13 protein-coding genes are annotated in these 13802 nt (G+C 60.6%); 6 read left to right on the forward strand and 7 right to left on the reverse strand.

From position 1 onward, the window contains the following. Positions 1-36: 36 nt before the first annotated feature. Positions 37-1536: a DegQ family serine endoprotease gene (locus G9X67_RS17235; RefSeq protein ID WP_138328635.1), complete on the reverse strand. Its 1500-nt coding sequence runs from the start codon at positions 1534-1536 to the stop codon at positions 37-39. Between the two features lie 552 nt (positions 1537-2088). Between G9X67_RS17235 and G9X67_RS17240 the strand changes: the two genes are divergently transcribed. Further along, positions 2089-3126 carry a LacI family DNA-binding transcriptional regulator gene (locus G9X67_RS17240; protein ID WP_138328634.1) on the forward strand — a complete coding sequence of 346 codons (1038 nt, stop codon included), beginning with the start codon at positions 2089-2091 and terminating at the stop codon, positions 3124-3126. Positions 3127-3234: 108 nt separating this feature from the next. Beyond that, complete coding sequence (locus tag G9X67_RS17245) at positions 3235-4155, forward strand: LysR family transcriptional regulator (RefSeq protein ID WP_138328633.1); 921 nt, start codon at positions 3235-3237, stop codon at positions 4153-4155. Positions 4156-4214: 59 nt separating this feature from the next. On the opposite strand, the gene G9X67_RS17250 is transcribed toward G9X67_RS17245, so the two are convergent. Further along, positions 4215-5168, reverse strand: a complete 954-nt coding sequence (locus G9X67_RS17250) for an NmrA/HSCARG family protein (RefSeq protein WP_138328632.1) — start codon at positions 5166-5168, stop codon at positions 4215-4217. 266 nt (positions 5169-5434) lie between these two features. Continuing rightward, positions 5435-6409 (reverse strand): quinone oxidoreductase, encoded by a 975-nt coding sequence (locus G9X67_RS17255; protein WP_171599281.1) that lies wholly within the window; start codon positions 6407-6409, stop codon positions 5435-5437. A gap of 69 nt (positions 6410-6478) precedes the next feature. Here G9X67_RS17255 and G9X67_RS17260 point away from each other — a divergent pair, with 69 nt between their 5' ends. Next, complete coding sequence (locus G9X67_RS17260; RefSeq protein WP_210258893.1) at positions 6479-7345, forward strand: LysR family transcriptional regulator; 867 nt, start codon at positions 6479-6481, stop codon at positions 7343-7345. Positions 7346-7406: 61 nt separating this feature from the next. On the opposite strand, the gene G9X67_RS17265 is transcribed toward G9X67_RS17260, so the two are convergent. From G9X67_RS17265 to G9X67_RS17280, 4 genes are all read right to left on the reverse strand, one after another. Beyond that, positions 7407-8048 (reverse strand): peroxiredoxin-like family protein, encoded by a 642-nt coding sequence (locus G9X67_RS17265; protein WP_138328629.1) that lies wholly within the window; start codon positions 8046-8048, stop codon positions 7407-7409. A gap of 510 nt (positions 8049-8558) precedes the next feature. After that, positions 8559-10055, reverse strand: coding sequence for a sulfate adenylyltransferase subunit CysN (cysN, locus tag G9X67_RS17270; protein WP_171599283.1), 1497 nt, complete (start codon positions 10053-10055; stop codon positions 8559-8561). Between the two features lies 1 nt (position 10056). After that, entirely contained in the window at positions 10057-11010 is a 954-nt protein-coding gene (gene cysD / locus G9X67_RS17275) for a sulfate adenylyltransferase subunit CysD (protein ID WP_003546395.1), read from the reverse strand. A gap of 131 nt (positions 11011-11141) precedes the next feature. Continuing rightward, positions 11142-11900, reverse strand: a complete 759-nt coding sequence (locus G9X67_RS17280) for a phosphoadenylyl-sulfate reductase (protein WP_171599284.1) — start codon at positions 11898-11900, stop codon at positions 11142-11144. A gap of 420 nt (positions 11901-12320) precedes the next feature. Between G9X67_RS17280 and G9X67_RS17285 the strand changes: the two genes are divergently transcribed. The 3 genes from G9X67_RS17285 (at position 12321) to G9X67_RS17295 (ending at position 13742) form a co-directional block, all read left to right on the forward strand. After that, positions 12321-12767, forward strand: a complete 447-nt coding sequence (locus G9X67_RS17285) for an Rrf2 family transcriptional regulator (protein WP_003546399.1) — start codon at positions 12321-12323, stop codon at positions 12765-12767. Between the two features lie 95 nt (positions 12768-12862). Continuing rightward, the gene (locus G9X67_RS17290) at positions 12863-13249 is read left to right on the forward strand and encodes a DUF6152 family protein (RefSeq protein ID WP_171599285.1); all 387 of its coding nucleotides are present in this window, start codon (positions 12863-12865) and stop codon (positions 13247-13249) included. A 19-nt stretch (positions 13250-13268) separates the two neighbouring features. Next, positions 13269-13742, forward strand: a complete 474-nt coding sequence (locus tag G9X67_RS17295) for a DUF6644 family protein (RefSeq protein ID WP_171599286.1) — start codon at positions 13269-13271, stop codon at positions 13740-13742. Positions 13743-13802: the final 60 nt, after the last annotated feature.

The following is a 13802-nucleotide window of genomic DNA, read 5'->3' on the forward strand; positions in this document are numbered from 1 at the left end:
GGCTTTTCCTGTTTGCGGCAAAAGCTCGGGTGACCGTCAGGCCGCCCCAAACGGCACGGCGACGAAGGTTTTGTTGCCGTCGCGTTCGACGAGCAGCAGCACCGACTTGCGGCCGGCCTTGCCTGCGTCTGCGATCGCGGTCTTGACGTCGCGGGCGTTATGAACAGGTCTGTCATTCACCGAGACGATGACATCGCCGGACTGGATGCCGGCGGCAGCCGCAGACTTGTCCGGAGCGACCTTGGCGACCACCGCGCCGTTGACGGAGCGCGGCAGGTTAAGCTGCTGGCGCACGTCGGGCGTCAGGTCGGCAAGGCCGATGCCGAGGCTCGGCTGGCCGCTGCTCTGGTCTTGAGTGTCGGGGCTTTCGGCCGCCGCCTGCTTCTGGCCTTCCTCATTGGTGCCGACGGTGACGTTGAGATCGATCGTCTTGCCGTCGCGCCAGACGCTGAGGGATTTTTTCGCGCCCGGCGAAAGGTCGGCGACCAGGCGCGACAGGTCCTTCGGCGTCTTGACGCTCTCGCCGCCGACTGAGGTGACGATATCGCCGGGCTTCAGGCCGGCATGGGCGGCCGGCGTATCGGCGGTGACGGCGGCAACCAGCGCGCCGCCGGTCTTATCGAGGCCGACGGCATCGGCGACATCCTTGGTGACCGGCTGGATCTGCACGCCAAGATAGCCGTGATCGATCGAGCCGTCCTTCTGCAGCTTGGCGACGATCGCCTTGGCCTCATCGGAAGGAATGGCGAAACCGACACCGACGCTGCCGCCATTCGGCGAATAGATGGCGGTGTTGATGCCGACGACATTGCCGCTGCGGTCGACCAGCGGACCGCCGGAATTGCCATGGTTGATCGGCGCGTCGATCTGGATGAAATCATCATAGGGTCCGCTGTGCAGGTCGCGGCCGCGCGCCGAGACGATGCCTGCCGTCACCGTAGTGCCGATGCCGAAAGGGTTGCCGATCGCCAGAATCTGGTCGCCGAGCTTCAGCCTGTCGGAATCGCCCCAGGCAATGGTCTGCAGCGGCTTGCCCGCCTCTATCTTCAGCACGGCGACATCGGATTTCGGGTCGGTGCCGATCAGCTTGGCCGGCAGTTCCGTGCCGTCATCCAGCGTCACTTTGATATCGACGGCATTGTCGATGACATGGTTGTTGGTGACGATCACCCCGTCCGGGCTGATGATGAAGCCGGAGCCGAGCGCCATCGCCTGCTGCGAAGGCCGCTTTTGCGGTGCCTGGCGCGGCAGCGGGATGCCCTGATCCTCGAAGAACTGGCGGAACTGCTCGTCCATCGGCGATTCCTGCTCGCTGACATCGGTGGCTTTCATTGTGGTGGTAATGGTGACGACGGCAGGCTTGTCGGCATCGACGATGGAGGCAAACGAGCCGCTGGGGGCGAGAATACCGCCGGTATCCGACGGCGCGGCAACGGCATTGGAGGCGTTGATGGCGAAGGGTAGGCATGCCGCGCCGGCGATGAACGCGGCCCCGACAAGCGCTGCTGCGCGATGGTTGCGGAGGATGTGTGACATGGTGGTGGTCCCTTGGGTGATGATCCCTTGCGAGAGCGTTGGTTTTGGATGGCGTCGTGGTTCCATGTCCTGGGACCTGGCGTCGGATGGCGTTTGGCGCCAATTCCTCTTGGGAACGCGCAGTCGTCGGGGGCGGCGACCGGGGGGAAGAGAAGAATTGGCGCTCGGGATTCATATGATCCCACCGAGCGGATTTACAAATTAAAGTTTGATCATGTTTATATTGCCGATTTGTAAGATATGACTGGAATTTAATCTTCGCTCCCCCAGCGTTTGAGCTTCTCAAAAAATCCGGCCCGATTTTGCCGCGCTCGCGTCCTTCGCGATGTTTTCATTCGAAAATAAATGGACTTATTCCCGGAGGCGGTGATCCGTTCGCCGCATGCCTCCGTAATTCGCCGACGGACGAACTTGTTGCTCTTTCCGGAAGTTATATTCCCGGATCCTGTTGCGAATTTAAAATGTTAGTAGACTCTAAATTATTTCTTCTTCAGAAAGTAAAGGCCGCGATTCGAGGGCAAATGAGTCTCGCGGGCTAGATATAACGGGGCGATGAGGGCAGCAGTGGAGCGGGGGCGGAAGGCCAGGCGCGGTGCGCAGGTGAAGTTGAGCGATGTGGCGAAGAAGGTGGGGGTCAGCCCGATCACGATTTCGCGCGCGCTTCGCAATCCTGAAATCGTCTCGGAGGATCTGCGCCAGACCATCCTGCGCACGGTGGAGGAAATGGGTTACATCCCCAATCTTGCCGCCCGGGCGCTGGCCGGCCGCCATAACGGCATCATCGGCGTCATCACGCCCGCTTTGCACCAGCACGGCTTCGCCGGCCTGATGATCGGCATCGAGGATTGCTTGCGCGCCACCGAATTCCGCGTGCAATATTCCAATACGCTCCACCATGCCGACGGCGAGGCCGGCGAGCTCAAATCCGTCCTGACGCAGAAGCCGGCCGGCGTCATCATCGCCGGCGCCGAATCCTATCGTGATCTTCTGCCGCTGATCGAGAATGCCACCTGTCCGATCGCCCATATCACCGATCTCAGCCAGGAGCCGGCAACGCTCGTCGTCGGCCTCGATCATCATGCGGCAGGCGCCGAACCCACCCGCTTCCTGCTGTCGAGGGGTTATGAGAGGATCGGCTTCATCGGCCGCGGCACGGATATTCGCTCGCGTCGCCGGAAGGAAGGCTATGAGGCCGCGCTGCGGGAAGCCGGCCGTTTCGATCCCGATCTCGCCATTGGCGGAGATGAGGGAAGCAGCACCGGCCTCGGCAGGGAATTATTTGCCCGCCTGTTGCAGCGCGTGCCGGATATCGATGCCGTCTTTGCCCAAAGCGACGATCTGGCGCTCGGCGTCCTCATCGAATGCGCCGTGCGCGGTATCCGCGTGCCGGAGGATGTCGGCATCTGCGGCTTCAACGATCTGGAATTTTCGGCCTTCACCCAGCCGACGCTGACGACGGTGCAGATTGCACGCTACGATATCGGCTACCGCGTCGCCGACATGCTGCTGCGCGCCATCCGCGACGAGCCGCCCGGCGAAGACAAGGTCGATTGCGGCTTCTCCATCATCCCACGCGGCTCGACGCGGTAATCCGATACGATCTGCCGAATGAAATGCGACCGAACTGTCGTATGCTCGAACTAGGCACATTCCAGATTATTCCCTATACGGAGGGAATGAGGATCATTGTGCTGAAAAATGGATAGTGCGGGATTGTCTCTCGAAAGAATGCGCACCTTTGTCCGAGTCGCCGAACGCGGCAATTTGTCGATGGTCGCAAGAGAGCTGGGTGTCGGTCAATCCACCGTGACGCGGCACCTCAATGAGCTTGAAGAGGCTGTCGGCGTACCGCTTCTCAGCCGAACCACGCGCCGCGTCACCCTGACCGACGAAGGCAGCCGCTATTATACCAACTGCCTGCAGATATTGCGCCTGGTCGAACATGCTGCCGAAGAAGCGCGAGATGCCCGTCAGGCTCCCGCGGGCGCTGTTCGGCTTTCTTGTACGGCAGCGCTCGGCGTGATGCACGTCACGCGCCTGATCTTCGATTTCCAGGACAAGCATCCGGACATCCGGGTCGACCTCAACCTGACGGACGAGCGGATCGACTTGGTTCGCGAAGGCGTCGACGTCGCACTCCGTCTTGGGCCTCTCGCAGACAGCGCGATGAAACTTCATGCGCTCGGAGAAAGCCACCGGCTGCTGGTGGGCGCTCCGGCCTATTTGTCCGCCCACGGACGGCCGGAGTGCCCAGCCGATCTGTCACGCTACGAAACCGTCGTGATGTCGAATGTGGCAGGCAGCGATCAGCTCGTTCTTTCCTCTGCCGATGGCACAAGCCTGATGATCCCCGTCAGTGGCAAGCTGCGCGTCGATCACGGGCTTGCGGCGCGCGAAGCCTTTGCCGCCGGTCGCGGCATTGGTCCTGCACATCTCTGGTTGGTCCACGATCTTCTGGACGACGGCCAGCTCGAGGTCGTGCTTGGCGACTATCGTCCTTTACCGGTTCCGGTGAGCTTGCTGATCGTTCCGGAGCGTGCAGCCATTGCCCGCGTTCGGCTTCTCGTCGACTTTCTTGTCGCCGAGGTTTCCAAATTGCCCGGAATCCGGCCATCGTAAGTCTTTGTTTTCAAGCATGTCGTTATCGCAAACCGCTGCGCAGTTTTGCGCGACATGCTTCAAAGTCCGAAAGATCGCTTATCGCCACGCCACCCCGTCGTCTTGAGATACTGTTCCCAGTTGAGCGTGTCGGGGTTCAGGCGACGGCTCCAATCGAGATCGTGCTCCTTGCCGAAATAGCCACAGTCGACAGCATATTCGACCATCCCCAGAAGCTCTCGAACGAGAAGTTCGTTGGCGGCAAACTCTGGAAAATAGCGCAGGAGGCCATCCTGGGTGAAAGCGTTTCGATACGCGGCCTTGAGCCCGGTCACGCGCTGAAAGGTTTCGATCATCTCGCGCGGAGAAATGATATCGCCAACGATCGGCAGCGTTTTCCCGTTGTAGCGCTCGGGGTTTGAGAAAATTTCGAGGACGGCCGGCCCGGTCGCCGTCAGCGGATCGACAAAAGGCGCTCGGAAATCTTCAGGAAGATAGACCGGCAAGAGGAGCGTATCGCCCTCCATGCGCGGCACATAATATTCGAGAAGATTCGTGTAAAAGAATGCCAGCATGACGAAGGAATGAGAGACCGGCAGGCCGCGAATATAGTCTGCAACGAGCGCTTTGTCGGTAAAATGCGGCGCATACTTCTTGCCGCTGGTGATCTTCTCGACATTCTCAAGCGTGCTGAAAACTAGATGCCCGACGCCGGCCTCAACGGCGGCATCCGCCAGTTGTCGGCCGAGAGGCGCCTCGATGGTCTCCGGCGGGGCGATCGGCGGCGTCATCAGAAATGCGCCATCCGCGCCTTTGAATGCTGCGACGAGGTCCTTTTGACGGCCAAGTTCGAGAGGGACGGTTACGATTTCAGCGCCGCGTTCCTCCAGACTTAAAGCTTCAGGGGAATCCTTTTTCCGGGTGAAAGCACGCACCCGGAAACGTTGGCTGTCAAGGAGTGTCGCGGCGACGCTGCGCCCCTGTTTGCTCGTTGCACCGGCAATCGCGATAAGTGGCTTTTCATGTGCAGACATAGAGCTGTAAACCTTTCCCTGTCATTGGCCGCCGACTGCGGTGCCAAGCGTCATTTTGCGGGAGAGCGGTCGGCCTGTGCCGAGAGCCCACCGCAATGGCGGGCACCCTATCTCAACAAGGTCCATGGCTATAGATATCTGAAATACATAACATAATGCCGTTTTATGGATAAATGGCGCCGGCCAAGCGCGTCGAAACCCGCACCGAGGACTGAAAGGCGCCGACAGCGATCCATGGACTCTGCCGGCGCTGTTTCTCTGGCTCATCAAGGGATCAGCAGGACACTGCCCGCCGAGCGTCCGGATTCCATCTCCTCGTGCGCCTTGGCAACATCGGCCAAACGATATTCGGCACCGATCTGCGAAACGATCCCTGTTTCCATCGCGCCGACTGCAGCCAGAGCGGCCTCGCGATACTGTCCGACGTCAGCGCACCAAGCCATGATGCTCGGATGGCAGAGCGCCTTGCCCGGGCGAAGTTCCTCGACAGGCACCGGTGGAATAGCACCGGCGGCCTGACCGATGGTGACAGCCATGCCGAATGGGCGGACAGAGCGTATGCTTTTGAGAAGTGTATCGCCGCCTATCCCGTCATAGGCGACGTCGACGCCAAGCCCGTTCGTGAGCCGCTTCACTTCCGCGACGATATCGGCGCCTCGTCCAACAATAAGGTGATCGGCTCCATAAGATGCGGCGAGTGCGGCCTTTTCGGAAGAGCCCGCCGTCCCGATCACGGTGGCATCGAGCGATCTGGCCCAACGAACGAGGATGCTCCCGAGCCCACCCGCGGCCGCATGGATCAGCACCTGAGTTCCTGCACCCACATCATAGGTCTTTTTCAACAGCATGTAGGCGGTCATGCCTTTGAGCAGCGAACTCGCTGCCGTCTTTACTGAAACGGTATCCGGAAGCTTGATTGCCCTTTCGGCGGCAATATTCCTCGTCGAGCGATAGGCGCCAACCGGAGGCCCGGCATAGGCGACGCGGTCACCTTTTTTGATCATGGAGACGCCAGAACCGACATCGTCGACGATGCCCGCCGCCTCGGCACCGATCACCGAGGGGTAGGACGGCATCGGATAGATGCCCTTTCGGTGATAGATGTCGAGAAAGTTGGTTCCGATCGCCTGATGACGGATCTTTATCTCGCCATGACAGGGAGGTTCAAAATGGTGATGCTCCTCAACATGGAACTGGGTGGCGTCACCTGGGGCATTCAGCCATATGATTTGGTCGGTCATCTCTCGTGCTCCTTCATGGGCACAAATTAGGCGATGGCGTGATGTGTGAAAATTCCCTATTGTTTCACAATGAATGGGAAAGAATTCACAAAATTCGACTGGGACGACCTTCGGCATTTCCTGGCGCTCGCGCAGTCGGGAACGTTGCTTGGTGCCGCAAAACAGCTCGGCGTTGAACACGCGACGATCAGTCGGCGCGTTTCATCGCTTGAAGCCAGTCTCAGACGCAAGCTCGTGGACCGCCGCGGGCGGCGCATCATTTTGACCTCGGACGGAGAGCAGGTTGCCAAGCACGCAGCTCTTGTCGCCGCGCAGACCGCGGCAATCGAGCAGCTTGGTCGCAGCAGCGCCACGGAATTACGCGGCCATGTGAGGATCAGCGCGCCTCCCGCTCTCTCAAGCGTGCTGCTCGCAAAGCCGATCGCGGCCGTCAGGCGCGACCATCCGGGTGTTCAGATCACCCTTGTCGGAGAAAAGCGCCTCGCGTCCCTGAACAGACGAGAGGCCGATATCGCCGTGCGGATGTCGCGTCCCGAGGACGGCGATTACTCTATCGTCAAGCTCGGCGAGACAAGCTTCCATCTCTACGCTTCAAAGACCTATCTCGAAACGGTTCCACCATCGGACTGGACCTTCATCGGTTACGACGAAACCATGAACGCCTCGCCGCAGCAGCTGCGGCTGATCGAATTGGCCGCCGGCCGGCCGATCGCCGTGAGGTCGTCCGTTCTGGAGTTTCAGGCCGCAACCGCATGCCTTGGCGCCGGTGTCGTCATGCTCCCCGATTTCGCCGTCCTGGAGTCCAGCGGTCTCCAACGCATTGAGACCGAACAGGCTTTGACAAGAGAAGTCTGGCTGGTTGTCCATTCTGATATCAAAGACGTTCCCTCAGTCCGCGTCGTGGTCGATGCGCTGAAAAACGCTCTCGGGAAATAGTAGTCCGCTCAGTTGGCTTGAGCACCACCCAGGCGGTAGGTCGTCGAGCGAGTTTTCGTTGTTAATGTACGACTTGGGAAGCTACCGACATCAATTCCTGGGAATTCGGTGCCTGGAATGTCTGGAGCCCAGCCTCCAGAACTTCAGTGAAGCTCCAGCGTACGATACCCTCCCGGTCGATTAGGAACTGACCGACAAGCTGCCCGTGGTCGGCAGTCATCATCTGCTGATCGGCTTCCGTAATCTGATATCCTTCCTTCTCGTTGAGAAATTCGTCCATTGCCATCACGCCCATAGGCTCGGGCAACTCGCCCGGAAGATCGATCAGTATCGCCATGGCCGTGTCGATCCCGACCTCGCGTAGGCCGAAGGCTTGGTGCGAAGCCCGTACCGGGTCGGAAGCAGCAAGAAGATCGGGTATCGGATGGTAACGGAAATAGAGCCGTGCGCGTTCAACCGGGGTGTTTACCACCGCCAGGGATTGGACGCCTTTCTCACGCAGCATCGGGTTGAGATATGCCATGGCCGCGACATGGCGCCGGCAGAACGGACAATGCAGGCCTCGAAACAAACCGATCAACAATGGGCTGCGGCCACGAAAATCATCAAGTGCGATCTTCCCCTCGCTCGAGATCGCATCAAACACAACGTTCGGGACCCGGTCGCCCGGTTGTAGCGGATGGTCGACATAGCGCGTGGACATGGACAACCTCCTCGCTCGGGGATCAGTCGAGAAAAGGCAGTGCTTCGAGGTCGAGATTGAGCGTTGCAAGACCTGACCTCTCGTTTTACCGCACCGCCAGGATCCGATCTAAGAATGGCCCCACATTGGCCCGCGGGCAAGCGGTAAACAGCGAATCGTGAATTGAAAAAGTCCGTTTTCTGCAAACTCTGATTTTTTTAGGGGCGGTAGACACAGAAAATTGAGCTGGGGGACCTGTCAATTTTGCGTTCAAGCAGCGTGGGGCCGCGCAGCGGAAGTAAAACAGCATCGAGCGGCAACGTTCGCTCAAATCACGAATTGGCTGACTTTTCGTTAAGCCCGGATTTTCGACTTTTTCAACACTATTCGGCCGGAAGCGGACACGAAGCCCTTGATCGGTTCTTTGCCGCTCGACAGGGAATCCGCCAGCCCTGCAGCCAGCGGATTTGGCTGCGGTGAGGGGGCCAATCTTGCTGGCCCCTTATCCCTTATCCTTATCCTTATCCCTTGTCAGATATCGCTTGCAGCGCTCGACCAGAGGTCGGCGGCTTCTGCCGCCGTCATGCGCCGCACCTCGGCCTCGTGGCTGCGGCTGGCGAAGAGTTCGCTTGCCATGATCTGCTCGGCAAGGTCGGCCGGAAGCGAGAGGATGACGCGGGCTTCGCCATTGTGCAGACCGCCAAGTTCCGTGCGCTTGCCGGTCACCATGCCGCCGGCGACCGTATTGTTGGTCTCCGGATCGATCAGGATGAAGGAGCCGGAAAGCCGGTTCTGCTCATAGGGGTCGAAGATCGCCGCTTCGTCGAAGACGAGCCGGACTTTGCCGATGGCGTTCATGTAGAGCCGCTGGGCGGCATTCCAGGTGCCGGTCTTCAGTTCCAACTGGCTGAGCGGCTGCACCTGAACGCGCTGGCGGCGGCTGCCGCTCTTCAGCCAGTAGCGTTTTCCGGGCTCGATACCCTCAGGCTGCAGCGCGACGATCTGCGCGTCGAAGGCAAGGCCGACCTGCGGCTGGGCGTCGATCGAGACGATCATGTCGCCGCGCGCCACGTCGACCTGGCGGTCGAGCACCAGCGTGATCGCGTCGCCGGCAACGGCCGCGTTGCGGACGAGATCGAAGGTGACGATCTTGGAGACATTGGCGACCATGCCGGACGGCAGGATCATGACGCTGTCGCCCGGCTTGACCGAGCCGCCGGCAACCGTGCCCTGATAGCCGCGGAAGCTTTCGCCGGGACGCGAGACGCGCTGGACAGAAAGGCGGAAGCCGACCGTCTGCGACGAGCGCACCGTGGCAAGCTCCAGCGTTTCCACCAGCGTCGGGCCGCTGTACCAGGGCATGGCGGCCTGGCCGGAATAGACGACGTTTTCGCCCTTCAGCGCCGACATCGGAATGGCGGTAATCTGCTTGACGCCGAGCGACAGGGCAAATTCCCGGAAATCATGGCTGATCTTGTCGAAGCCGGCGCGGTCATAGCCCGTCAGGTCGATCTTGTTGATGGCAAGCACAAACTGCTTGATGCCGAGCAGCGAGGCGATCGTCGCGTGCCGGCGCGTCTGCTCCAGAATGCCGAAGCGCGCATCGATCAGCAGAATGGCGAGATCGGCGGTCGAGGCGCCGGTCGCCATGTTGCGGGTATATTGCTCATGGCCGGGCGTGTCGGCGACGATGAAGGAGCGCTTGTCGGTCGAGAAATAGCGATAGGCGACATCGATGGTGATGCCCTGTTCGCGCTCGGCCTGCAGGCCGTCGAGCAGCAATGCGAAGTCGGGCAGGCCGAGATCGTTCTGCTTGCCGGTGGAATCGCGCTGCAGGGTGGCGGCCTGGTCTTCCTTGACCGCCTTGGTGTCCCAGAGCAGGCGGCCGATCAAGGTCGATTTGCCGTCATCGACGCTGCCGCAGGTGATGAGGCGCAGCGGCCTGGTATCGCGCACGGCCTTGAGCGGCTCGGCGGCGGGCAGGTTGACGACGGTTGCGGCCGAGACGGCGGTTTGGGCTGCGGTCATCTCAGAAATATCCTTCACGCTTCTTCTTTTCCATGGAGCCGGACTGGTCGCGATCGATGGCGCGGCCCTGGCGTTCGGACACCGTTGCGATTTCGAGTTCGGCAATCACCTCTTCGAGGGTGGTGGCCTGTGAGCGGATGGCGCCGGTCAGCGGGAAGTCGCCGAGGGTGCGGAAGCGGATCATGCCTTCCTGGCGGACTTCGCCGGGCAGCAGTTCCAGGCGCGGATCCTCGGCCAGGATCATCATGCCGTCGCGCTCCACGAACGGCCGCTTCTTGGCGTAATAGAGCGGCACCAGCGGAATGTCCTCGGCCTGGATGTAGCGCCAGATGTCGACTTCGGTCCAGTTCGACAGCGGGAAGGCGCGCACGCTCTCGCCCTTGCGGATCATGCCGTTATAGATGTTCCAGAGTTCGGGCCGCTGATTGCGCGGATCCCAGCGATGATCCGGCGTGCGGAAGGAATAGATCCGCTCCTTGGCGCGGCTTGCTTCCTCGTCGCGCCGTGCGCCGCCGAAAGCCGCATCGAACTGGCCGGCATCGAGCGCCTGGCGGAGCCCCTCGGTCTTCATGATGTCGGTGAAGGCGGCCGATCCATGCGTAAACGGCGTGATGTTTTCGGCCTTGCCGCGCGGATTGATGTGTTCGATCAGATCGAGATCGTACTTCTTCGCGGTTTCGTCGCGGAAGGCGATCATCTCGGAAAACTTCCAGCCGGTGTTCACATGCAAAAGCGGGAAGGGCACGCGGCCGGGATAGAAGGCCTTGCGCGCCAGATGCAGCAGCACCGAGGAATCCTTGCCGATCGAATAGAGCATGACGGGACGCTCGAATTCGGCCGCAACCTCGCGGAAGATGTGGATGGATTCGTTTTCCAGCGCTTTCAGATGCGGGTCGAGCGGCGCCTTGGCGCTCTGCGGGTTGCTGAGTTCCGTATCCGGACGGCTATCGGGCATGTTTTACTCCAGACTGTCGATCGTTTGCGGGTGCCCGCAAAGCAATTCCTTGATGTTGGTTTTCCCCGGGAAGTTGGCTTCCCAAGGCTGCGGCGGTCGCCGCGCCCTGATTGGGAAAGCCGTGGGGTGATTTACTGTGCGGCGATCGCTGCGGCCTCTTCGGCGACATGCAGGCCGCATTCGCGCGTTTCGTCCTGCTCCCACCACCAGCGGCCGGCGCGTTCCGGCTCGCCAGGCTTGATCGCCCGCGTGCAGGGTTCGCAGCCGATCGAGGGATAACCGCGAGCGTGCAGCGGATTGACCGGCACGCCGTTTGCGGAAACGAAGGCCTTGATCGCCTCCAGGTCCCAGTCGGCGAGCGGATTGACCTTCAGCAGCTGGCGTTCGGCGTCATATTCGGCAAACGGCGTTTCGGCGCGGTTGGCCGATTGGCCGCGGCGCAGGCCGGTGATCCAGATCGCAGCACCGTCGAGGGCCCGCGCAAGCGGCTTCAGCTTGCGCACGCCGCAACAGGCATGCCGGGCTTCGACGCTCTCGTAGAAACCGTTGAGGCCGTATTGCGCCGCATAGGCGTCGATATCGGCCTTCTCGGGCTCGAAGCGATGGATATGGATGTCGTACTGGCTTTCGGTCTCTTCGATCAGCGACAGCGTCTCGGCAAACAGCCGGCCGGTCTGCAGCGTGGCGATATCGATCGGCAGGCGGTGCGTGCCGATCTCGGCGGTGATTACCTGGTCCTCGATGCCGAGTGACGTCGTGAACACCACGCGGCCGCCAAGGCCGGAGACCAGCGACAGACGTCCGGCAAGGTCGAGGCCTGCCAGCCTGTCGTTCAGCGCCTGGGCTTCCGCAATCGGCCCTTCTTCCGCAATCGCATTGATAGCAGTCATGAGAATCCTGTCCTTTGTTGTCAGGAGTATCGCAGTTCACGCATGGATCGGACAGAAAAAGGGATTTCGAAAGCTGCGGCCGGAGGAGCAAATATCTCTCCGAAGCTGCCGCGATGCAGAAAAGCAGCCGCCTGCGGATGAAAATCCACATCAGCAACTCGAATGTCTATAGAAATAGTAGAGTTACACGCAGCCTGTCAATCCGAAATCTGAATTGATGCCGAAAATGGTGCAGAAGGCGCGGTTTTGGCATAGATTAAGAGAGCTTGGCCGAGGGCGAAAAACAAGGCCAAAACGCTTGTCTCTCAAGGCTTTCTCCGGTGCGTTCAAATTCCGTTCATGCTGGTTGTGCCATAGAGGCAAAAGAACTTCCGTAGCGGTGCGAAGATTCGTGCCGCCTGTGTGTGTCGATGGTCAAAAATGATTACGCAAAAGGCGAAATATGCGCTGCGGGCGCTCACGGTCTTGGCTGATGCCGATGCCGACGAACCGGTGATGATTTCCGATATCGCGGCGCAGCAGAAGATCCCGAAGAAATTCCTCGAACAGATCCTGCTCGACCTGAAACATCACGGCGTCGTCGCCAGCCGCCGCGGCAAGCAGGGCGGTTATCTCCTGCTGAAGCCCGCCCACACCATCACCTTCGGCGAGATCCTGCGCATCATCGATGGTCCGATCGCGCCGCTTCCGTGTCTGTCGATCACCGCCTACCGCCGGTGCGACGATTGCGACGGCGAACAGAACTGCCAAATCCGCCACGTCTTCGCCAAGGTGGCGGATGCCACCCGCAAAGTGCTGTTCTCCACCACCATCGCCGATGCCATCGCCCCAAAGCACAGCGCCGAAGTCACCCGGCTGCTGGCCTGAACGTACGCCGGCCTCTTTCTTCAAGATTTGGTGAAATCCCTTTTCCTCCGGCTTCGATGCTCCACCTGCCTGTCCATACGGGTAGGGAGGACATCATGTTTAGAATTTCAGCACGGCAAGTAGTGGCTGCGGCCATGCTTTCGATGGCTTTCGCCACCGGCGCAATTGCCCATCATGGCTGGTCCTGGGCCGAGGCGGATCAGATCGAGCTTCGCGGCACCATCCAAAAGATCTCCATGGGTGGACCGCATCCGACGCTCGATATCGCCACCGCCGATGACGGCGTCTGGCTCGTCGAACTCGGCAATCCGCGCCAGACGGAACGCTCCGGTTTCGTCGAAGGTGTGGCCAAGCCTGGCGACCAGGTGGTGGTCCTTGGAAACCGTTCGCAGGATCCAAAAGAGAAGCGGCTGAAGGCCGTGCGCCTCACCATCGGCGAGAAGCGCTACGATATCTATCCCGACCGCATCAAGACGAACTGACCTCTGGGCGAACTGAGCTGTGATCGACATTCTCGAATGGCTGTCGGCAACGACACCTGCGCTCGCGCTCCGGCGCTCCGGAACGCTCTACTTGTTCGTCAACGCAGCCCATATCCTGGCGATCGGCCTTTTGGTCGGCGCCATCCTGCCGCTTGATCTGAGGCTTGCCGGCTTCTTCCGCAAGGTGCCGGTTGAGATCGCTGCGCCGTTTCTGTCACGCGCCGCCGGTGTCGGCCTTGCCGCGGCCATTGTCACCGGTGTCTGCCTCTTCAGCGTCAGGGCGGTCGAATATGCCGGCAATCCCGCCTTCCTTGCCAAGCTTTGCCTGATCGCCCTCGGCCTTCTCAACCTGTCGATCGTTCATTTCGGGCGAGGCTGGAAAACGGCGGTGTCGACAGGCATCGTCCGGCCCGGCCTGCGCTTCTCCGCCGCCCTGTCGGCCGCGGTCTGGATCGCTGCTGTGCTCGCCGGCCGCTGGATCGGATTTCTCTGATGTGATCGCTCCCGATTTTCTCAACCGCGGCGCATATGAATTGGGTCAGGTGGAGGGGAG

It is taken from the genome of Rhizobium sp. WYCCWR 11152, assembly GCF_013087615.1.
Taxonomy (GTDB): Bacteria; Pseudomonadota; Alphaproteobacteria; order Rhizobiales; family Rhizobiaceae; genus Rhizobium; species Rhizobium indicum.

Coding starts and splice junctions, on each gene's coding strand:
- cysD (WP_003546395.1), bottom strand. CDS start 11,010: ATGCCCGATAGCCGTCCGGATACGGAACTCAGCAACCCGCAGAGCGCC.
- G9X67_RS17280 (WP_171599284.1), bottom strand. CDS start 11,900: ATGACTGCTATCAATGCGATTGCGGAAGAAGGGCCGATTGCGGAAGCC.
- G9X67_RS17255 (WP_171599281.1), bottom strand. CDS start 6,409: ATGACCGACCAAATCATATGGCTGAATGCCCCAGGTGACGCCACCCAG.
- G9X67_RS17285 (WP_003546399.1), top strand. CDS start 12,321: ATGATTACGCAAAAGGCGAAATATGCGCTGCGGGCGCTCACGGTCTTG.
- G9X67_RS17260 (WP_210258893.1), top strand. CDS start 6,479: ATGAATGGGAAAGAATTCACAAAATTCGACTGGGACGACCTTCGGCAT.
- G9X67_RS17245 (WP_138328633.1), top strand. CDS start 3,235: ATGGATAGTGCGGGATTGTCTCTCGAAAGAATGCGCACCTTTGTCCGA.
- G9X67_RS17240 (WP_138328634.1), top strand. CDS start 2,089: ATGAGGGCAGCAGTGGAGCGGGGGCGGAAGGCCAGGCGCGGTGCGCAG.
- G9X67_RS17290 (WP_171599285.1), top strand. CDS start 12,863: ATGTTTAGAATTTCAGCACGGCAAGTAGTGGCTGCGGCCATGCTTTCG.
- G9X67_RS17250 (WP_138328632.1), bottom strand. CDS start 5,168: ATGTCTGCACATGAAAAGCCACTTATCGCGATTGCCGGTGCAACGAGC.
- G9X67_RS17265 (WP_138328629.1), bottom strand. CDS start 8,048: ATGTCCACGCGCTATGTCGACCATCCGCTACAACCGGGCGACCGGGTC.
- G9X67_RS17235 (WP_138328635.1), bottom strand. CDS start 1,536: ATGTCACACATCCTCCGCAACCATCGCGCAGCAGCGCTTGTCGGGGCC.
- cysN (WP_171599283.1), bottom strand. CDS start 10,055: ATGACCGCAGCCCAAACCGCCGTCTCGGCCGCAACCGTCGTCAACCTG.